The organism is Gemmatimonadaceae bacterium, assembly GCA_040882285.1.
GTDB lineage: Bacteria > Gemmatimonadota > Gemmatimonadetes > Gemmatimonadales > Gemmatimonadaceae > JACDCY01.
In genome coordinates this window covers 165,100-184,303 of the sequence record JBBEBQ010000005.1, presented here as the reverse complement: position 1 = coordinate 184,303, position 19,204 = coordinate 165,100, and the positions used below count along the sequence as shown (strand labels likewise).

At 66.4% G+C, this 19,204-nt stretch carries 21 protein-coding genes and 1 tRNA gene; 11 read left to right on the top strand and 11 right to left on the bottom strand.

What is annotated here, in order from left to right; translation table 11 throughout:
• Positions 1–4 precede the first annotated feature (4 nt).
• Complete coding sequence (locus WEA80_01600) at positions 5–874, top strand: cation diffusion facilitator family transporter (protein ID MEX1185269.1); 870 nt, start codon at positions 5–7, stop codon at positions 872–874.
• Positions 875–964: 90 nt separating this feature from the next.
• Here the strand turns inward: WEA80_01600 and WEA80_01595 are convergent, their stop codons facing one another.
• The gene (locus WEA80_01595; protein MEX1185268.1) at positions 965–1,927 is read right to left on the bottom strand and encodes a metallophosphoesterase; all 963 of its coding nucleotides are present in this window, start codon (positions 1,925–1,927) and stop codon (positions 965–967) included.
• Position 1,928: 1 nt separating this feature from the next.
• Here WEA80_01595 and WEA80_01590 point away from each other — a divergent pair, with 1 nt between their 5' ends.
• The 4 genes from WEA80_01590 (at position 1,929) to WEA80_01575 (ending at position 4,078) form a co-directional block, all read left to right on the top strand.
• Entirely contained in the window at positions 1,929–2,438 is a 510-nt protein-coding gene (locus WEA80_01590; protein MEX1185267.1) for a ferritin, read from the top strand.
• Between the two features lie 37 nt (positions 2,439–2,475).
• The gene (locus WEA80_01585) at positions 2,476–3,264 is read left to right on the top strand and encodes a sulfite exporter TauE/SafE family protein (protein ID MEX1185266.1); all 789 of its coding nucleotides are present in this window, start codon (positions 2,476–2,478) and stop codon (positions 3,262–3,264) included.
• Positions 3,265–3,286: 22 nt separating this feature from the next.
• Entirely contained in the window at positions 3,287–3,763 is a 477-nt protein-coding gene (locus WEA80_01580; protein MEX1185265.1) for a hypothetical protein, read from the top strand.
• A gap of 241 nt (positions 3,764–4,004) precedes the next feature.
• Positions 4,005–4,078: transfer RNA gene (locus tag WEA80_01575), tRNA-Pro, on the top strand.
• Between the two features lie 54 nt (positions 4,079–4,132).
• On the opposite strand, the gene WEA80_01570 is transcribed toward WEA80_01575, so the two are convergent.
• Genes WEA80_01570 through WEA80_01550 form a run of 5 tightly spaced genes read right to left on the bottom strand, consistent with a single transcriptional unit; the run spans position 4,133 to position 7,962 of the window.
• Positions 4,133–4,954: a methyltransferase domain-containing protein gene (locus WEA80_01570; protein ID MEX1185264.1), complete on the bottom strand. Its 822-nt coding sequence runs from the start codon at positions 4,952–4,954 to the stop codon at positions 4,133–4,135.
• Positions 4,955–5,011: 57 nt separating this feature from the next.
• Positions 5,012–6,526: a hypothetical protein gene (locus WEA80_01565; GenBank protein ID MEX1185263.1), complete on the bottom strand. Its 1,515-nt coding sequence runs from the start codon at positions 6,524–6,526 to the stop codon at positions 5,012–5,014.
• Positions 6,527–6,528: 2 nt separating this feature from the next.
• The gene (locus WEA80_01560) at positions 6,529–6,978 is read right to left on the bottom strand and encodes a hypothetical protein (GenBank protein MEX1185262.1); all 450 of its coding nucleotides are present in this window, start codon (positions 6,976–6,978) and stop codon (positions 6,529–6,531) included.
• Positions 6,979–7,006: 28 nt separating this feature from the next.
• Entirely contained in the window at positions 7,007–7,405 is a 399-nt protein-coding gene (locus tag WEA80_01555; GenBank protein MEX1185261.1) for a response regulator, read from the bottom strand.
• An 8-nt stretch (positions 7,406–7,413) separates the two neighbouring features.
• The gene (locus WEA80_01550) at positions 7,414–7,962 is read right to left on the bottom strand and encodes a hypothetical protein (GenBank protein ID MEX1185260.1); all 549 of its coding nucleotides are present in this window, start codon (positions 7,960–7,962) and stop codon (positions 7,414–7,416) included.
• 175 nt (positions 7,963–8,137) lie between these two features.
• Between WEA80_01550 and WEA80_01545 the strand changes: the two genes are divergently transcribed.
• Entirely contained in the window at positions 8,138–8,374 is a 237-nt protein-coding gene (locus tag WEA80_01545; GenBank protein MEX1185259.1) for a hypothetical protein, read from the top strand.
• A gap of 40 nt (positions 8,375–8,414) precedes the next feature.
• Positions 8,415–10,142, top strand: a complete 1,728-nt coding sequence (locus tag WEA80_01540; GenBank protein MEX1185258.1) for a L,D-transpeptidase family protein — start codon at positions 8,415–8,417, stop codon at positions 10,140–10,142.
• 61 nt (positions 10,143–10,203) lie between these two features.
• On the opposite strand, the gene WEA80_01535 is transcribed toward WEA80_01540, so the two are convergent.
• Positions 10,204–10,593 carry a four helix bundle protein gene (locus WEA80_01535; GenBank protein MEX1185257.1) on the bottom strand — a complete coding sequence of 130 codons (390 nt, stop codon included), beginning with the start codon at positions 10,591–10,593 and terminating at the stop codon, positions 10,204–10,206.
• A gap of 282 nt (positions 10,594–10,875) precedes the next feature.
• On the opposite strand from WEA80_01535, the gene WEA80_01530 reads away from it, so the two are divergent.
• On the top strand, positions 10,876–11,346 hold the full coding sequence (locus WEA80_01530) for a hypothetical protein (protein ID MEX1185256.1): 471 nt from the start codon (positions 10,876–10,878) through the stop codon (positions 11,344–11,346).
• Positions 11,347–11,472: 126 nt separating this feature from the next.
• Here the strand turns inward: WEA80_01530 and WEA80_01525 are convergent, their stop codons facing one another.
• Positions 11,473–11,934: a peptidylprolyl isomerase gene (locus tag WEA80_01525; protein MEX1185255.1), complete on the bottom strand. Its 462-nt coding sequence runs from the start codon at positions 11,932–11,934 to the stop codon at positions 11,473–11,475.
• Positions 11,935–12,068: 134 nt separating this feature from the next.
• On the opposite strand from WEA80_01525, the gene WEA80_01520 reads away from it, so the two are divergent.
• Genes WEA80_01520 through WEA80_01510 form a run of 3 tightly spaced genes read left to right on the top strand, consistent with a single transcriptional unit; the run spans position 12,069 to position 16,854 of the window.
• Positions 12,069–13,910 (top strand): FAD-dependent oxidoreductase, encoded by a 1,842-nt coding sequence (locus WEA80_01520; protein MEX1185254.1) that lies wholly within the window; start codon positions 12,069–12,071, stop codon positions 13,908–13,910.
• On the top strand, positions 13,907–15,775 hold the full coding sequence (locus tag WEA80_01515; GenBank protein MEX1185253.1) for a 2-oxoacid:acceptor oxidoreductase subunit alpha: 1,869 nt from the start codon (positions 13,907–13,909) through the stop codon (positions 15,773–15,775). Before WEA80_01520 ends, WEA80_01515 begins: the two co-directional genes overlap by 4 nt.
• Entirely contained in the window at positions 15,772–16,854 is a 1,083-nt protein-coding gene (locus WEA80_01510) for a 2-oxoacid:ferredoxin oxidoreductase subunit beta (GenBank protein MEX1185252.1), read from the top strand. Before WEA80_01515 ends, WEA80_01510 begins: the two co-directional genes overlap by 4 nt.
• Before the next feature lie 38 nt (positions 16,855–16,892).
• Here the strand turns inward: WEA80_01510 and WEA80_01505 are convergent, their stop codons facing one another.
• From WEA80_01505 to WEA80_01495, 3 genes are read right to left on the bottom strand one after another with little or no spacing between them, the layout of a single operon-like run.
• A complete protein-coding gene (locus WEA80_01505; protein ID MEX1185251.1) occupies positions 16,893–17,255 on the bottom strand; it encodes a hypothetical protein in 363 nt (120 codons plus the stop codon).
• On the bottom strand, positions 17,252–18,085 hold the full coding sequence (locus WEA80_01500; GenBank protein MEX1185250.1) for a neutral zinc metallopeptidase: 834 nt from the start codon (positions 18,083–18,085) through the stop codon (positions 17,252–17,254). The genes WEA80_01505 and WEA80_01500 overlap by 4 nt, the downstream gene beginning before the upstream one ends.
• Positions 18,086–18,136: 51 nt before the next feature.
• Positions 18,137–19,096: a hypothetical protein gene (locus WEA80_01495; protein ID MEX1185249.1), complete on the bottom strand. Its 960-nt coding sequence runs from the start codon at positions 19,094–19,096 to the stop codon at positions 18,137–18,139.
• Positions 19,097–19,204 lie beyond the last annotated feature (108 nt).

Below are 19,204 nucleotides of genomic sequence, written 5' to 3'. Positions count from 1 at the left end.
GCCCATGACGCAGGTGAGCAGGGGCATCAGGTCGGCGCAGTTCGGCGTGCTGGTGAACGCCGTGCTGGCGGTGACCAAGCTGGTCGCGGGTGTCGTCGGAAATACGTACGCCCTGATCGCCGACGCGGTCGAATCCACGGCGGACATCTTCTCGTCGCTCGTCGTGTGGGGCGGGCTGCACGTCTCCGGCCGGGAGCCGGACGACGATTATCCGTTCGGCTACGGCAAGGCCGAAGCGCTCGCGGCGGCGGTGGTCTCGCTCATGCTGCTCGGCGCCGCCATCGGCATCGCGTACCAGGCGGTGAGCGAGATACGCGCGCCGCACAACACTCCCGCGCCGTGGACGCTGGCGGTTCTCGTGGCCGTAATCGTGACGAAGCTCGTGCTCGCGCGCCGCGTGCGCGCGGTGGGAGTGGACATCGGCAGCAGGGCGGTGGAGGCCGACGCGTCGCACCATCTGAGCGATACGATCACCTCGGCGGCCGCGTTCGTCGGAATTACTGTTGCCGTCTGGGGCGGCGAGGGCTGGGAGTCGGCCGACGACTGGGCCGCGCTGCTCGCCACTGGCATCATCGCGTACAACGGCGTGGTCATGTTGCGCTCGGCGATGCGCGATCTCATGGACCGCATGCCCGGTGCCGACATCGTCGAGCCGGTCCGTCGCGCGGCGGAGGGCGTTCCCGGCGTGCTCGCCACGGAGAAGCTCGCGGTGAGCAGAACGGGAATGACCTACCGCGTAACGCTGCACGTCCAAACCGAGCCGTCGCTGTCGATTCGTGACGCGCACATCGTCGGCGGGATGGTGAAGAGCGCGATCCGCGCCGCCGTGCCGCGCGTGGACTCGGTGCTCGTGCATCTCGAGCCGTACGAATAATCGTCCTGGTGTTTCTTCTCGCTGCTCGCTTCTCGCTGCTCGCTGCTCGCTGCTCGCTGCTCGCTGCTAGCTGCTAGCTGCTAGCTGCCACTATCTGCACCGTCCCTCGCCCCAATCCCTGAAGTTCTGTCCCGCCACGGGCACGAACTCCCATTGGTAAACGCCTTCGCCGAGCGAGAGCTTGAGCACTCCGCTCGCGGAGCTGCGGATCTGGCTGTTGCGTGTCGGCGTTCTTCGCCGGGTGGACGGCTTGTAGCCACCCGTGCCCACGACGAACTGGCGGACTCCCCGCGCGTCGTCGCGCGCGCCCGCGGGAGTCATCGGCGCGAAGCGCTCGTAGCTGTGATCGTGGCCGCCGATGGCCAGCTCGACCCCGTGCTTGTACAGCACGTCCCACGCGGCTGCCATTCGCCACGACGTCCCATGGGTGCCTGAGCTGAACCGCGGATGGTGGGTGATCACGATCTCGCACCGGTTGGTGTCGGCCGCGAGCTGCGCGTCCAGCCAGGCCCGCTGCGGCGAGCGCGGGCCGAGGTCGATGTTGCTGTTGAGAATCAGTATCAACCACTCGTCGATCCGAAAGCTGTAGTAGCCCAGTCCCGGGGGGCCGGCCCGCGCCCCGAAATACTCGAAGTACGGCGCGCCGTTCCGGGTGCGCCAGTCGTGGTTGCCGGGCGCTGGGTACGTCCGGCCGCGGTGGCGGCCCCACGACGGCTCATAGCACCGCCGGTATTCCTCCATTCTGCCGTTGGGGTACACATTGTCGCCCGCCGTGAATACCGTGCCCGGGATGCTGTCCAGCAGCGCGGCGGTGGCCTCGTCGCCGCTCGACCTGCACCCGGCTATGTCGCCGGCTCCGACAAGCACGGCCGCGCCGATGAGCGGGGTCAGGGGCGGCGTCGGATTGGCCCCTTCCGCGACCGCGAGACCGGAGCGGTCCGTGCAGCCGACGGCGGGCGACAGCGCGGCCGCGCAGGCGACCGCGCGGATCGCCCAAAAGCGGGCCGAACCAGCTAACTTTGGCAGCGTACTAACCTCAACCCATCGAGCCATGATGATCAGCAAAGAAACAGCGGACGCGCTGAATGCACAGGTGGGGCACGAGTTCGGCGCATCCTTGCAGTACGTAGCCATCTCTGCCTACTTCAAACAGGAAGGGCTGCCGGAGCTGGCGCACCATTTCCAGCTCCAGGCCGACGAAGAGCGCGCGCACGCGATGAAGATCGTCCAGTATATCGTGGATGCCGACGCGCCGCTGAAGATCCCATCGGTCCCGGCGCCGAGGGCCGGCTTCAAGTCGGCGGAGGAAGTGGTGCAGCTCGCCCTGGACTGGGAGCTGAAGGTCACGAAGCAGATCAACGACCTGATGGATCTCGCCATCAAGCAGAACGAGCACCTGACGCGCAACTTTCTCGAGTGGTTCGTCAACGAGCAGCTCGAGGAAGTGTCCAGCATGGACGAGCTGTTGCGGATGATCCGGCGCGCCGGCGAGCAGGGGCTGATGTTCGTCGAGAGCCACCTGGCGCGGAAGCTTCACGGCGGAGCGGTGCCAGCGGGAGCCTGAGCCTGGCAACGCGCCGGAACGCCGGTCGGTTGCCCGCGTGACGATACTCGCGGGCGTACTCGCGGTCGTAGTCGGAATTTCTCTGGGACTGCTCGGCGCCGGCGGCTCGGTGCTGACGGTCCCGATTTTCGTGTATGTGCTGGGCGTCGGGGCGAAGCCGGCGATTGCGATGAGCCTCGGCGTCGTCGGCGCGACCGCGCTCGTCGCCGTGCTGTCGCACCTCCGCGGGAAGTTCGTATCGTTCCGGGTCGCGGCGATCTTCGGTCCCGCGGCAATGGTCGGCGCTTACTTCGGCGCCCGGCTCGCGCTGTACATCCCGGGCAGGGCGCAGCTCATCGGGTTCGCCGTCGTGCTGCTGATTTCCGCCACGCTCATGATCCGCAACGCCCGGCGCGGTCCGGCCGAGAGCGCGACCGCGGCCGTGCCGCATGTCGACGCGCGCGCCGCGCTGCTGCTGGTGCTTCAGGGTCTCGGGGTGGGCGTGCTCACCGCGATCATCGGGGTCGGCGGCGGATTCATAATCGTCCCGGCGCTGGTGCTGATCGCCGGCCTGCCGATGCGCGTCGCCGTGGGCACGTCGCTCGTGATCATCGCGCTGAACGCGCTCAGCGGCTTCGCCGGATATCTGGGGCACACGGAGATCGACTGGCCGCTGGTGGGCACGTTCACCGCACTCGCCGCGGTCGGGACGGTCGCGGGCTCCTTCTGGTCGCGCCGCGTGCCGCAAGCGAAGCTCAAGCAGCTGTTCGCGTATCTCCTCATCGCCGTCGCGCTGTACGTGCTGTATCGCACGCTCTTGGTAGGTCCAGTGAGCGGCTCCGTCTGACCTGACTCGATCTCTCCGCCCGATGCCCCAGAACATCCTGCTGCTCCAGATCACGCTGCAAGCGCTGTCTTCCCTGGCGATCGCCGGCGGTCTCATTTACGCCGCCGTTCAGTTCCGCAGCACGCGCAAGGCGCAGCTCGTGGCCAACTTCTCCAAGCTCGTCGAGCTGCAGTACAACCTTCGCTATCTGAGGGTGCAGGATCCGTCGCTCGCGGCGGTGCACGCCCACGACGTCGAGCATCTGCATTCGGAGCGCGAGATCCGGGAATATTTTCTCAATCTGATGCAGCTGTCGCTGTTCGAGATCGCCTGGTACGCGCATCACCAGGAGCAGCTCTCCGACGAGTACTTCAATTCCTGGAGGAGGCGCATGGGGCAGCTCGCCCGGGAGGAGTCGTTCCGCAAGATGGTCCGGAGCCCGTCGTCGAAAATCATGCACGACGATTTCGAGACGTACATAACGCAACTGGTGGACTCGATCGACACGACTTCGGACTGATGACTTTGCGGCCTCAGGACTAACGGCCATCGCGGATCCACGATTAATCGAGGACCGAGGACTAAGGATGAGCGGAACAGTCGGGAGACCTGCCGAATGCCTCGGTCCGCAATCCTCACTTAATCGCCGATCCGTGATTGTAATTAGTCCTGAGGCCGCAAGGGTCCTCAGTCCGCGATCGCATGATTGAGCGGAGGACCGTGTCGGTGTATGTTTAGGGTCTGTCCGCGTAAGCGGCGGACGGGACGTGGCGCAGCCCGGTAGCGCACCTGAATGGGGTTCAGGGGGCCGCGGGTTCAAATCCCGCCGTCCCGATTTGATCGAAAGGAAAGCCCGGCGGCCGCGCATCGGCCGTCGGGCTCTTTTTTTTCATCGCCGCGCGATTATCTCGATCACGCCCGGCGTTACCATCAGCGATCGAGGGTCGCGCTCCGCGTCGGCCAACGCTCGGCGCACGCCATCGGCTTCCTGCGGTGTTAGCGAGCCTAGCTCGCGCATCCGCTCGACTCCCACGTCCATGAAAGCCTTCGGCCATTCCCAGAAGTAATCGCGCGGGCCCACTATCTCGATCAGCGGCTGCACGCTCTCGATCGAGAAATCCAGCTCGCCGAGCCAGCCCGGGATGGACGTTCCAATCTCGACCTCGCCTCCCGTCGCGCGCCACGTCTCCATGACCTTCCCAACGAACAGCTCCTGCGCGGGCGAAGGGGGGATGAGGCGCCACGTCGAGTAGTCGAAGTACTCGTGGATGACCATGACGCCGCCGGGCCGCAGCGCGCCCGCGACGCGCGCCAGCAGCGCTTTCGGATCCTGCACGAAGGCGTACACCCATCGGCACCAGGCGCCGTCAATACCCGCCGGCAGCCGCTCGGCCAGCCGCGCATCGTCCAGGTCCATCTCCACGGTCTCGACGTGGCCGATGCCGCGCAGCTCTCGCTGGCTCTCGAGATAGCTCAGAAAACGGCGCGAGCGATCCACGCCGACCACCCGGCCGGCCGGTCCGACGATCTCCGCGAGATCGAGGGTTGCGTACCCGGGTCCGCACCCGACGTCCAGCAGCGTCTGGCCAACGGTGAAGCCGGCGCGCTGCCATGCGTCGGTCGCCTTCGGCCGCCACACCCGGTGCTGGAGTCCGAGCCGCTCGATCTCCTCGTCGTGCGTGCCGAGGACGTAGTCTTTTTCAACGGTCATGGCGGGGGAGGATAGATCAAAGCCCGATCGCCCGCTATCCGGATCGTGCTCGCTTCATCAAAGGTCCATCACCATCCGCACGTCCGGATCGATCGCTGCGCCCGCTCCTCCACGCGTGAGCCATGACACGCTGAAGAACACGAGGAACGAGAGCACCAGCGCGAGCCCCGACACGCTGACTCCGGCGGGGAACGAGTACGCCTTGAAGTATGCGAGCGTCTCGAACACGAGCGTGATCGTGAGCCCCGTCGCGATGGACGCGATGGCGCCTTCGCGCGTCGCGCCCGGCCAGTTGAGGCCGATCGCGAGCGACGGCACGAGTGTGGACGCGAACAGCCCCCAGCCGAAGATTCCGAGAAACGCGACGAGGGTCCCCGACAGCTGCGCCAACGCCGCGGCGAGAACTGCGATTACCACGGTGAACACGCGCCCCCACAGCAGCTCGTTCGAGACGCTCCGCCCGATCGCTTTCGGAATGTCGTGCGTGACGGCAGCGGCTCCGATGCTCATGAACGAATTGACGGTGCTCATGATCGCGGCGGCCACGCCCGAGAACACGAGCGCGGCGAGCAGCACCGGCGTGAACTGGATCAGAAACAGAGGAGTGGCGTCGTCCGCTCTCGCGAGCGGCGGAATCTGCCCCTGGACGACCAGCGACTTCATCGCGACACCCACGGCGAAATACAGCAGCAGCGTCATGATCAGCGCCACGGACATCAGCAGCGGATACCACTTTAGCTGCCGCGCGTCACGCAGCATGTAGAACTTGTGCACCACGTGCGGCTGCGCGAGCGAGCCGAGCCCGAACACGAAGAACAGCGACAGCGCCGCCACCGGGGTGAGCTTCCCCCACGGCCCGAAGAACTCCGGATCCGCCGCGGTCACGGTGCGGGCGATCCCCGCGAGCCCGTCGCCCGCGCCGCCGGCCTGGAGCGCGAAGAGAAACACGAGCACCGACGCGAGCGCCATCAGCGTTCCCTGAAACACGTCGGTGTACACGCCGGCGAGAATCCCGCCGGCGACCGAATACGCCAGCGTGATCGCCATGCCGAGCCAGATCCCCGTGGTGAGGCCGACGCTGAACACCGCATCTATCACGAGCCCCAGCGCGAGGATGTTGGTCGCCATGTACCCGACGACCGCGATGATGATCGCGATGCCCGCCAGCCCCTGCGCCGACGGCGAGCGGTAGCGCGCGCCGATGGCATCGGGGATGGTGATCAGTCCGCGAACCTCGCCAAGCATCCGCAACCGCTTCGCCAGCACCCAAGCGCCCATGGATGTCGTGATGGACGCGGACAGCACCAGGTACAGCGCGCCGACACCCGAGCCGTACACGAATCCCGGTCCGCCGATGAACGCGAACCCGGACACGGTCGCGGCCATCGCGGCGAGCGCGAGCGGAACGGGCCCGATCCTGCGCCCCGCGACGAAGAAGTCCTTCGCGGTACGCGTGCGGCGCGCGGACCACACGCCGATCGCGGCGACCACGCTGAAGTACACGATCGCGACCGCAACGATCACGGGCTGCCTGACCTCGGGCAGCGCGGCGGTCTGCAGCAATGCGAGCACTCTCACTTCTCCGTCTCCGCTCGGCTCGCCGCTTTGCGCACGCGCTCGATGTCTTCTTCAGTGAGCGTCAGCTCGTCGAACGTGAGCGCGTACACGATTGGAAGAATGAGCACCGGCAGTACGCCCACGCCGTACAGCACGATCGCGGCGCGCCGGGGCAGCCCCAGCAGTAGCGGCTCCGCGGCGGCCGGGAGAAGCAGCGCCGCCGCAAAAGCGCCGAGCATGATCAGCAGGACGGCTCCGAACGGGATGAGGAGGCGGCGGAGTCCGCCGAGCGGCTGCCCCGTCCGGGCTGCGCCGAGCGCCATCGTGGCGACCATGGCGAAGGACGTCGCGACGGCCATGACCCACGCGCTCCACGACGGCACGCGTTCCGTGACGATCGCCGCGGCGAAGGCCGCTCCGATCGCTGCGATTGCAAGGAAGAGCACGACCAAGGCGCTCTTTTTCATTGGCGCGTAACGTGCTTCGGCTTTTCTGTCAGCGACTCAGCAGACTCCGGATCGTCCCGACGAGCTCCTCGCGCGCGAAAGGTTTCGTCAGCAGAACCGGGGTATCGTCTTCAGGAAACCCTTCGCTCACCCTTTCGGCGTATCCCGACATGTAGGCGATTGCGAGGTCGGGGCGGTCTTCCCTCAGGAGGTCGCTGCACTCCGGGCCGCTCATCTCGGGAAGAATGAGGTCTACCAGAGCGACGTCGATGCGACCCATGTCTTCGCGTGCCTTGGTCAACGCTTCGCTCGGCGTTCCTGCCTCGAGCACCTCACAGCCGGCGCTCTCGAGAAAACGGACCATGGCCGTGCGCATCGGCGCGTTGTCTTCCACTATCAACACGCGCGCGCCCTCGAGCGGTTTGGGCGATTTCGCCTCATCATCCACCGCGGCCGTCAGGGGACCTCCCCGAAAGGCACGAGCTGCATGTCGAATTTTCCGTCCGTGATCGTCACTTCGCGCGGTACACCCCCGAGCGTGAGACTCGCGGCAGTGCCCTCGAACGTGCCGGCGATTCGACTGGAGGTCACCAAAGTCACGATTACGGTGCCGCTGTTGAATACGAAAAATCCTTCAGCCGATCCAGGATCCGGCATACCAAGGGCGACTGACACGTCTCTCCCGAAGGCGGCGATCGGACAGTCGGTTATCGTGGAGCCGCACTCCCCGCCCAGCGCAATCGTTCGAGGCGTCGTAACGTTCGGCAGGAGCAGCTCGAGAAAGTCGGCGTTCGTCGCGCTTCGCATCCGGATCCCGACGACGCGCACGACATTAAGCGGATCCGGCAATCTCTGAGCAACGACCCCGTCCTGGTACGGCTTCGTAGGTCCGGTCACGGAGAAGGAGCCGGATTCAGCCCCGGAATAGCTGAAGCTCATCGAGCCGCCAGCCTCCACCGGCTCAGTCGGACCGTCGCCACCGCAGGCGCCGGCCGTCAAGAGCACGAGACATGTCCGTCCGGCCACAAGCAAAGTCCGCGCTCGACTCCTCAAATTCAGCATCATGCCCTAATTAGCGGAGCTACCGGGATTCAAACAAGGTGGCGCGGACTCCGGCCTCTTCCCGCGCAAGCGGTATGACATCTGCAACCTTTCCGGACGGAACTCTACTGGAGGAGCGATGCCGCAGGGAGACAAATCCAAGTACACCGATAAGCAGAAACGGAAGGCCGAGCACATTGAGGAGGGCTACGAGGACCGTGGCGTGCCCCCTGACGAGGCCGAGCGCCGCGCCTGGGCAACGGTCAACAAGATCCATGGTGGCGGCGAGAAGCCGGGCGGTGGCGGCCACGGCAAGCCGGAAAACCACGAGCCGATGCGCAAGGGCGGCCGCAACAGCGGAAAATCACGCTCGTAGGCAGTACCGCGCTGGCCCGCATTTCGCCTATGGAGACGGCATGACTTCAACTCAATCAGATGCCCGCACGATACGACTCCTCGCGCTCGCGGCGCTCCTCGCCGTTGCGGCCTGCTCTCGCGGCGAAGCCGACACCGAGGCCGAGACAGCCAGGGCCTGGGCTCCGGAGCAGCTCAAGTCCGTCAATGAAGTCCCCGCCACGGCGATCGTGGCCGCGATGGAGACGAAGCTCGCCGAGACCGCGCCGCGCACTATCGACCGCGAGCAGTGGTCCCACACCAAGGCGCTGTACAAGGCCTACGGCACCAAGCCGCTCTGGCTGACGCCGAAAGGGCTGCACGACGCGCGCACGCGCGCGCTGACCGACGCGATTCTGGCCGTCCACTCCGACGCGATGCGGATCGACGATTACCCGATCCCGCGCCTCGCCGCCGCGCTCGCGGCCGTGAAGGGCAACCGGAATCCGACGGCCGAGCAGCTCGCCGAAGCCGACGTGATGCTCACGGCGTCGTACGCCGCCCTCGGCGAGGACCTGCTCACCGGCCAGATCAACCCGAAGACGGTCTCAAAGAGCTGGTTCGTGGATCCGCGGGAAGAGAACGTGGACAGCGCGCTCGCGCGCGGCCTGCGAATCGACGCGCTCGACCGGTCGCTCGCGACGATGCGGCCGCAGGACACGGACTACCAGGGACTTCGCGTCGAGCTCGACAGGTACCGCAAGCTCGTGCTGGCCGGCGGATGGCCGCGCGTGCCGCTCACCGAATCGGTGAAGCCGGGCGAACGGATCAGCCCCGCCGTTGCGACCGCGCTGCGCGCGCGGCTCACGGCCCAGGGATTCGAGATCGCCGCGGCTGCTCCCGGCGACACCGGCAGCCGCCCGGTAGCTGCGCCCGCCGCGACGTACGACCGCGCGCTCGCGGCTGCCGTGGCGCAGTTCCAGGCCCGGAGCACGATCGTCGTGGACAGCGTGCTCGGCGGCGAGACGCTCGAAGCGCTCAACAAGCCGGCGCAGTACCGGCTCGCGCAGATCGCGGCGAACATGGAGCGGTATCGCTGGCTGCCGCGCTCATTGGGCTCGCGCTACATCTTCGTCAACGTTCCCGCGTTCCGCCTGGAGGCGTACGACGGCGGCAAGATCGTGCTCGAGATGAAGGTCATCGTCGGGCAGGAGTATGAGGACCGCGCGACGCCGGTGTTCTCCGACTCGATGGAGTACGTGGTATTCCGGCCGTACTGGCTGGTGCCGCCCAACATCGCGGAGAAGGAAATCTTCCCGAAGGGGCCCGGCTACCTCGCGGCCAACAACATGGAGGTGTACACCGCGGGCGGGGAGACGCGCGTCCGGCAGCGCCCGGGCGACGACAACGCGCTCGGCCAGATCAAGTTCATGTTCCCGAACGATTTCGCCATTTATCTGCACGATACGCCGAACCGCGAGCTGTTCAAGGAAGACGTGCGCGCCTTCAGCCACGGCTGCATCCGGGTCGAGCGGCCGAACCGGCTGGCCAACTTCGTCCTCGGCTGGGAGCAGGACAGGATAGATGAAGCGATGAACCGCGGGCCAGACGACCGCACGGTAAAGCTGCCGCGGAAGATCCCGGTCTACATCGCATACATCACGACGTACATGCGCGGTGGGCAATTGTATTTCGGCAATGACCTGTACGCGCGCGACGACCGGTTGATGGACGTCGTCGGCCCGGCGGCGATGCCGACGCCGCAGGCGGTGGCCGCGGTTCAGGCGCTCAGGCGGATAGCCGATCGGTAGTTGACTGCCACAGAGAACTGCCAAGCTGCGAGCGGCCAGCGGGTAGCTGCCAGCTGCGAGCTTAGGGCGACTCAGGTTTTGGCGCGTCATCTTCCTCGCCACCTTCCAGGCGGCGAATGAGCCCGTGCAACATCATCCGGACCTCCACGACCTCGCTCGATAGCGAGTGGTGCTCGCTGGCGCTGATGACCTCGATGTCTTTCGCCTCCAAGAGATGGTATTCCAGCTCCGAAACCGATGAGATCGAAAACCGAAGGTATCGGGCGAAAGCGGGATCCGTCTTCTGCTCGCGGCCCTCGACGATGTTCGTCGGCATTGAGCTCGCCGAGCGGATGATCTGGCTTCGCAACGCGGCATAGTGTTGGCCGCGAATGCGCGTAGCTGCCCGATGCGCGTGGAGCGAAAGCGAGTGCGCCTTCTGCCAGACTTTGAGCTTCCGGTAATCCGCCATCGTCGGAGCTTCGCCGCGCTACGCGCCGACTGCCCGATCAATTCTCGAGCCCCATAATCGTTTCCAGCCTGGCTCGAAGCTGGCAGCTTCCCGCTGGCAGCTCGCCGCTTGGCATTTCTATGTGGCAGTTCTAAAGCTCGAAGCTGGCAGCTACCCGCTGGCAGCTCGCAGCCTGGCAGTTCTATTTGGCAGTTCAACCAATCGTGCGAATCACCGCACGCCGGAACGGTCTATGCAAATGAGATCAGCAGTAATTCTCATTCACAAAACACGGAGGCTATCGTGGCAGACCGCACAGACATCTCAAATGACGCGCGCGACAAGAACCCCGGCATCGGGGAGCAGGCCGGTGAAGGCGTAGGCGGAATCGGCGGAGCGCTTGCAGGGGCCGGAATCGGCTCGGTCGCGGGCCCGATCGGAACGATCATCGGCGGTGTCGCCGGTGCGCTGGGCGGCTGGTGGGCCGGCGAGAAGGTGGGACGCGCGGCCGAGGACTTCGGCGATCACGAGCCGTACTATCGCTCGCACTTCGACGAGAATAGCCTGAGCGACGCCGACTGGAACACCGCGCGCACGGGCTACGGCCTGGGGCACGTGGCCGGGCGCAACCCGAGCTACCGCGGCCGCAGCTACGACGAGGTCGAGACCGATCTGCGCAAGGGCTGGAAGGATCGTGACCGCGACTTCGACTCGATGCGACCGTACGTGCGTTCCGGGTTCGAGCGGACGTCCAAGTCGGACTGGTCGGAGTAACTACCACCTAGAACAGCCAAGCTGCGAGCGGCCAGCTGGAAGCTTCCAGCTGCGAGCGAAGACAAAGCCGCTCGTAGCTGGCGGCTCCTAGCTGGCCGCGCGCCGCTTGGCAGTTCTATTTGGCAGTTAGCTGACCGTAACCTTCTCCATAACGACGTTGGTCTTCGGCCGATCCCCGGCCGCCGTGGGTGTCGTGCCGATCGCCTCGATCACGTCCATCCCCTCCACGACCTTGCCGAACACCGCGTGCTTGCCGTCTAGCCAGGGTGTCGCAGCCAGCGTGATGAAGAACTGCGATCCGCCCGAGTTCGGCCCCGCGTTCGCCATCGAGAGCACGCCCGGATCGTCGTGCTTCAGCTCGGCGTGGAACTCGTCGGGAATAGTGTAGCCCGGCCCGCCGGTCCCGGTCCCCTTGGGATCGCCCCCCTGGATCATGAAGCCCTTGATGACGCGGTGGAAGATCACGCCGTTGTAGAACCCCTTTTCGGCGAGATCAATGAAGTTCTGGGTCGTCTTCGGGGCGCGGTCCTCGAAGAGCTCGACCTTGAAGGTGCCGAGATTGGTGTCGAATTGGGCGGTGCGGTTCACGGGAATCTCCGGACGAATGTGGTAATCGTAGGATAACAGGGGTAATCGCTACCCGTAAAACCCGCTGGTGACGACCGGTTGCACGACCTGTACTATTCAAGTCGGGGGCTGAATCCCGGGTTTCTCGGAGAAAGATGCGACCGACCGACGTTTCCGATCCGGCGTACTATCACCGGGTCGTGGATTGCCAATGGGCGTGCCCTGCGCACACCAACGTGCCGGAGTACATCCGCATGGTGGCGCAGGGGCGCTACACGGAAGCCTATCTGCTCAACCGGCAGTCCAACGTCTTTCCGGGAATACTGGGCCGCACCTGCGACCGTCCGTGCGAGCCCGCGTGCCGCCGTACGCGCATAGACGGCGAGCCGGTCGCGATCTGCCGCCTCAAGCGCGTCGCGTCGGACTACCGCGACGACGACGAGATGCGCGCGAACCTGCCGGTCATCCCGGCAGAGAAGAACGGCAAGAGAGTTCTGTGCATTGGGGCGGGACCGGCGTCGCTGACGGTCGCCAACGATCTACTGCCGCTCGGCTACCACGTGACCATGTACGAGAAGTACGACCGTGCCGGCGGGCTGATGTGGAACAACATCCCGCGGTTCCGCCTGCCGCCGCGCGTACTCGACGAAGAGATCGGCATCATCCTCGACATGGGCGTGGACCTCCGCACGAATCACCCGGTCACGAGCCTCAAGGCCGTGCTCGAAGAAGGATGGGACGCGGTGTTCATCGGCACCGGCGCGCCGCGGGGCAAGGAGCTGGAGCTGCCGGGCAGGCGCGACACCGACAGGATCCACATCGGCATCGACTGGCTGCAGTCGATCGCGTTCGGCCACATCAAGTCCATCGAGCCGCGGGTGCTCGTCATCGGCGTCGGCAACACGGCGATGGACTGCTGCCGCTCCGCCAAGCGGCTCGGCGGAACCGACGTGAAGGTCATGGCGCGCCGCTCGCGCAAGCACTTCAAGGCCTCGCCGTGGGAGCTGAACGACGCGCTGGAAGAAGGCGTTGAGATCGTGGAGAATCACGCGCCCAAGCGGTTCATCGTCGAGAACGGCGTGCTCGCCGGGATGGAGTTCGACGTCGTCGAATGGGGCGAGGACGAGAAAGGCCGCGCGGTGAGCAGGACGCTGAGCACGGTCGTGATCCCGTGCGACGCGGTGATCCTCGCGATCGGCCAGGAAGCGGCCTTCCCGTGGCTCGAGCACGACATCGGGATCGAGGTGGATGAGTGGGGCGCGCCGCTCGTGGACAAGAAGACGTTCCAGACGACGCGCCCGGGCGTCTTCGTCGGCGGCGACGCGGCGTGGGGACCGGAGAACATCATCTGGGCCGTGGCGCACGGACACGAGGCGGCGATCTCCATCCACCAGCACTGCCTGGGCGGGTCGCTCACGGACCGGCTGCCGTGGGGGATGAACCTCGTCAGCCAGAAGATGGGCATGCACGAGTGGAGCTACAGCAACGACTACGACGAGGCGCAGCGCGCGCGGATGCGGCACGTCGCGCTCGCCGAGCGATTGCGGAATCTGGAGGAGGAGGTCGAAGTCGGGTTCGATCTGGAGCAGACGCTGCGCGAATCGGAGCGCTGCCTCAACTGCGACGTCGAGACGCACTTCACCGACAGCCTGTGCATCGAATGCGACGCGTGCGTTGATGTATGCCCGGTGAGCTGTCTCACCATCGCGGCGAACGGCAGCTCCGACGAGAGCGAGATCCTGCAGCGGCTCACGGCCCCCGCGCTCAATCCGTCGCAGCCGTTGTTCGCGTCTGGGCCGCTGCCGCAGACCAAGCGGCTGATGCTGAAGGACGAGGACATCTGCATTCACTGCGGCCTGTGCGCCGAGCGCTGCCCGACGGCGGCGTGGGACATGCGGAAGTTTGATCTGCTGATCCCGTACGCCGGTCTGCCGGCCGGCGGCGCGCATCCGCCGCGCGGGCCGCTGCCGGTGCTCGCCGCCGTCGGAGGCGCATGACCACGCTGGCGCGGCAGCAGGTGAACGACTTCGCTTTCAAGATCGCGACCGTCAACGGGACGGGATCGTCGAGCGCGAACGATCTCATCCGGAAGACGATCTTCCGCATGGGCGTGCCCGCGTCGGGGAAGAACATCTTTCCGTCGAACATTCAGGGGCTGCCCACGTGGTACGAGATCCGGGTGAACGGCGCGGGCCACACCGCGCGCACGCCGGAGTTCGACCTGATGATCGCGATGAATCCGGCGACGTATGCCCGCGACATCGCCGAAGTGCGCCCGGGCGGCTGGCTGATGCACGACTCCACCTGGCCGCGGCCGGACGCGCTCATGCGCGACGACGTGAACATGCTCGGCGTGCCGCTGGCGCGGCTGTGCAACGAGAATTTCGCCGGAGCGCGCGAGCGGATCCTCATGAAGAACATCGCGTACGCCGGCGCGCTCGCGGCTCTGCTCGGCATCGACATGGCCGTCATCGAGGAGCTGCTCTCCCAGACGTTCTCGAAAAAGAAAGCGCTGCTCGACTCCAATTTTCTCGCGCTGCGGCTCGGGTACGACCGGGCGCGCGAGAGCTTCGACTGTCCGCTGCCGATGCGCCTCGAGAAGATGGACGCGACGCGCGACTCGATCCTCATCGACGGGAATACCGCCGCCGCGCTCGGCTGCATCTACGCCGGCGCCACGGTAGCCGCCTGGTATCCGATCACGCCTTCGACGTCGCTGCTCGACGCGTTCCAGGCGTTCGTGCTGAAGCTGCGGCGCGATCCGGAGACGGGCCGCGCGCGTGTCGCGATCATCCAGGCGGAAGACGAGCTCGCCGCCGCGGGAATGGTCATCGGAGCCAACTGGGTCGGTGCGCGCGCGTTCACCGCCACCAGCGGCCCGGGCATCTCGCTGATGAGCGAGTTCATCGGGCTCGCGTACTACGCCGAAGTCCCGGCGGTGTTCTTCGACATCCAGCGGACGGGACCGTCCACCGGAATGCCGACGCGCACGCAGCAGGGCGATCTGCTCCTGTGCGCCTACGCGTCGCACGGCGACACCAAGCACATCCTGCTCTTCCCGGCCGACCCCGGTGAGTGCTTCCACTTCGCCGTGCTCGCCTTCGATATCGCCGAGCGGTTCCAGACCCCCGTGTTCGTGCTCTCGGATCTCGACATCGGAATGAACGACTGGATGGTGCCGCGGCTGCAGTGGGACGACGCGTACCGGCCGGATCGAGGGAAGGTCCTCCGCGCGGAGGAGCTCGAGCACATCACGCAGTTTCACCGGTACGTGGACGTCGACGGCGACGGCGTCGCGGCCCGCACGCTACCGGGCGTGCACCCCAAGGGCGCGTTCTTCACGCGCGGCTCGGGCCACAACCGGAACGGTGACTATACCGAAGACGCGGCCGAGTACTCGGACGTGATGCACCGGCTCACGAAGAAGCTGGAGACCGCGGCTCTCAGCCTTCCCGCACCGGAGGTCAGCACGACACCGGGCGCGATCGCGGGGATCGTGTCGCTCGGCGGATGCCACCGCGCGATCGTCGAAGCCGTCGCGCTGCTCGGAGAGCGGGGGATCCCCGTCGACTACATGCGCCTCCGGGGGTTCCCGTTCGTGCCGGAGGTCGGCGCATTTCTGCGTGAGCACCGCCGGATATTCGTGGTCGAGCAGAACCGCGACGGGCAGCTCGCTTCGCTGCTGAGCATCGAGACCGGCTTCTGCCGCGACAAGCTGGAGCACGTGGGGACCTTTGGCGGATTGCCGTTGAGCGCGGGCGACGTCGTCGAGCACATCGTGGCCGCGTTGCGCGGCGCGGCGGAGCCGGAGCATGAGGCCAGGCTGCCACAGGCGGCCGGCGACACGCCGGTGACGGAATGACGTACATCACCAAGCCCAAGGTCCGCCACCCGTCGCTGCCGAAGAACCGGCTCGGGCTCACCACCCGCGATTACGAGGGCGCGATGTCCACGCTCTGCGCCGGGTGCGGTCACGACTCGATCACCGCCGCGATCATCCAGGCGGCGTTCGATCTGAGCATCGACCCGCACCGGGTGGCGAAGATGAGCGGGATCGGCTGCTCGTCCAAGACGCCGACTTATTTTATGGGCCAGGCACACGGGTTCAACTCGGTGCACGGCCGCATGCCCGCGATCGCCACCGGCGCTAACGCCGGCAATCGCGAGCTCATCTGCATCGGAGTGTCGGGAGACGGCGACTCGCTGTCGATCGGACTGGGGCAGCTGTGCCACGCGATCCGCCGCAACGTGGACATGCTGTACGTCATCGAGAACAACGGCGTGTACGGGCTGACCAAGGGACAGTTCTCCGCGTCAGCCGATGTGGGCACCAAGTCGAAGCGCGGGGTCGAGAACGTGAGCCCGCCGATCGATCCGGTGTTTCTCGCGCTCACGCTCGGCGCCACATTCGTGGCGCGCAGCTTCTCGGGCGACAAGGCGCAGCTCGTGCCGATCCTGAAGGCGGGGATCCAGCACCGCGGTTTCGCGCTGGTGGACGTCATCTCGCCGTGCGTCGCGTTCAACGATCACGAAGGATCGACGAAGAGCTACATGTACACGCGCGAGCACGCCCTGCCGCTGTTGGAAGCGGACTTCGTGCCGGCGCCGGTCGCGACCGATTTCGTCCCGATTCAGCGCGAGATCACGACGTCGTACGAGCCGGGCTCGGTGAACACGGTGACGCTGCACGACGGGAGCACGGTGCGCTTCCGCAAGATCCCGGAGAACTACGATCCGACCGACCGGGACTCAGTGTACTCGTACCTGCGCGAGCGCGAGCATTCGGGCGAGGTGGTCACCGGACTGCTGTACGTCGATCCCGCGTCAGCCGACATGCATGCGACCATGCAGACGGTCGAGCGTCCGCTGTCGGAGATACCGTTCGAGGAGCTGTGTCCCGGCGCAAAGGCGCTGGAGGAGATTCAGCGGGGTTTCGTTTGACTGCCGCATAGATAAGCCAAGCCGCGAGCTGCAGAAGCTCATCCCGGAGGGACTCTGAGCTCGATCTCGTCACCCTCCCATACGACCACTTCCTCGCTAACCGGCGCGCGGTTGCTCCCGATGAAATCAGCCAGAAAACGCACGGAGACCGCGGTGCCGACCATGGTTCTCGGCAGCACGAACGTGCGCGTGGTGAGAGCGGTGACAGTCCCCAGGCGCGTTCTCTGTCCGGACCGCAGCACGTACACGTTCACGTCCATGAAGGCCTGATTCTCCACGCGAAGCGTCGCGGCGGTTCCCGGTGGTATTGTCTCCCGGGCGACGCGAGGCGCGCATGCAGCCGCCGCCACCAGCGAGAAGCAGACCCCGGTTCGCGCCAGGTTCCGCGCCGAGTATGTCACAACGCCCGCGCGTTGAAGGTGTCGCAGGCCTCGACGTCGCCGCTCTCGATCCCGCGCCTGAACCAGCGGACGCGCTGCACGGAGCTGCCGTGAGTGAAGCTCTCCGGCACGACCGTCCCCTGCGTCTGCCGCTGAATGCGGTCGTCGCCGATCGCGGCGGCGGCGTTCAACCCTTCCTCGATGTCTCCCGCTTCCAGTATCTGCCGCGAGCGATTGGCGTGATTGGCCCAGATCCCCGCGAAGCAATCGGCCTGCAGCTCCTGCATCACGGACAACAGGTTCGATTCCGCCTCGCCGCTGCGCTGCCGCTGGGCGGCCGTGCGCTCCGAGATGCCGAGCTGGTTCTGCACGTGATGGCCGACCTCGTGCGCGATCACGTACGCCTGCGCGAAATCCCCGTCCGCGCCGAACCGCGTACGCAGATCCTCGAAGAAGCTCAGGTCGATGTAGATGTCGCGATCGAGCTGGCAATAAAACGGGCCCATCGCGGCCTGCCCCATCCCGCAGGCCGACTGAGTCATGCCCGAGTAGATCACGACCTTGGGCTCCTCGTAATCCCGGCCGTTGGCCTGGAAGATCGCGTTCCAGGTGTCCTCGGTGTCGCCCAGAACGGCGGCCACGCGGTCCCGATTGGGATCGTTCGCCAGCGCCGCCGAGTCGGCCGGCGATAAGGGACCCGCTTCGGGCGCGGAGTTCAGCAGCGCTCCAGGGTCCACGCCGAGGAAGAGCGCGATGAGCAGGACTGCGATCCCCCCGATCCCGCCCACCGCCGGGCCCATCCGCATTCCCCGCCTGTCTTCGATGTTGGTGCTCCGTCTTCCCAGCCGCACGCAGCCTCCGTCGAGTCCGAAGTGGTGTACCCGCTAACAGCAACAGCCGTACTAGGACGTGAAAGGGCGGCAGGGTCGGGCGGAGAAGGGTCCGTACCTTGCTGGAATCGCTGCTTCATCCGGGGTATGCTCCGGAGCGGCAGGCCGTTCCGCGACGCGATCCGTCGGTACTCGCGCCGGCGACATCGACAGAAACCGGTGCGCGTGTTCCCACCCTGAAGGATCCCTGCGCAGCTCGGCGTCGAATGCGGCGATCACGCGTCTGGTGGCGGCCGCGGCGCCGACCTCATCGACGGCGATGGCCGCATCGAAGGTGATCTGGATCCTGCCCGCGCGATATCGGGTGAGCACGGGGACGATCGGCACGCCCGCGGCGGCGGCGATCCGCGCGGCTCCCGTCCACACGTGGACCGCGCGCCCGAGGAGAATCGCGGGAGTAGTGTGAGCCCCTGCCGGGCCAAAATGGTCCGTCGTGACAGCCGCCAAGCCGCCGTGGCTGATTCGATCCACCAGCTCGCGGAGCCCGCGCCACGTGCAGGGCACGTGCGCTCTTCCCGCGCGCTTCAGCCAGCGCGGCGCCGAGAGCAGCACGCCAGAGGACTGTCGCTCCATCCAGAGCGCGAGCACGCGGCCCCAGGGCGTGTGGTAAATGGCGTATACACAGCTCCGCTCCGACGCGCGGGATATTCCGCTGACCTCGACGCGGCGGAGCACGGCGTCGGCAAATCCCAGAACGAGCAGCAGCCGCAGTCCCTCGCGCGCGATTCGCGCGAACCAGATCGCCTCCAGCTCGGCGGAGCCGGTGGTCCGGCCGGCGTGCGCGCGGGAGAGAGCGGCGCGTGCACGGGCCGTCCGCTTCGAGCGCAGCATCCCGTCGAGACTCGCCAGCCCTGGCGCGAGAAACGTCGCGGCGGCGAACACTCCGCCGGCCAGCGAGTCTCCGATACCTGCGGCCGGGCGGTGGCGTGGCCGAACAAGTACGTCCGTTGCGAGGACGTGCGCGTTTCTCATCGGGCGCTCCAGTGTGGGACGAAGTGAAGCTCGTCCCGCCCGGGGCGGGTCCAACATACGTAGGAGTACGTAGCAGCCTTCGGCTGGTCCCACTGCCGCCTGCTTACG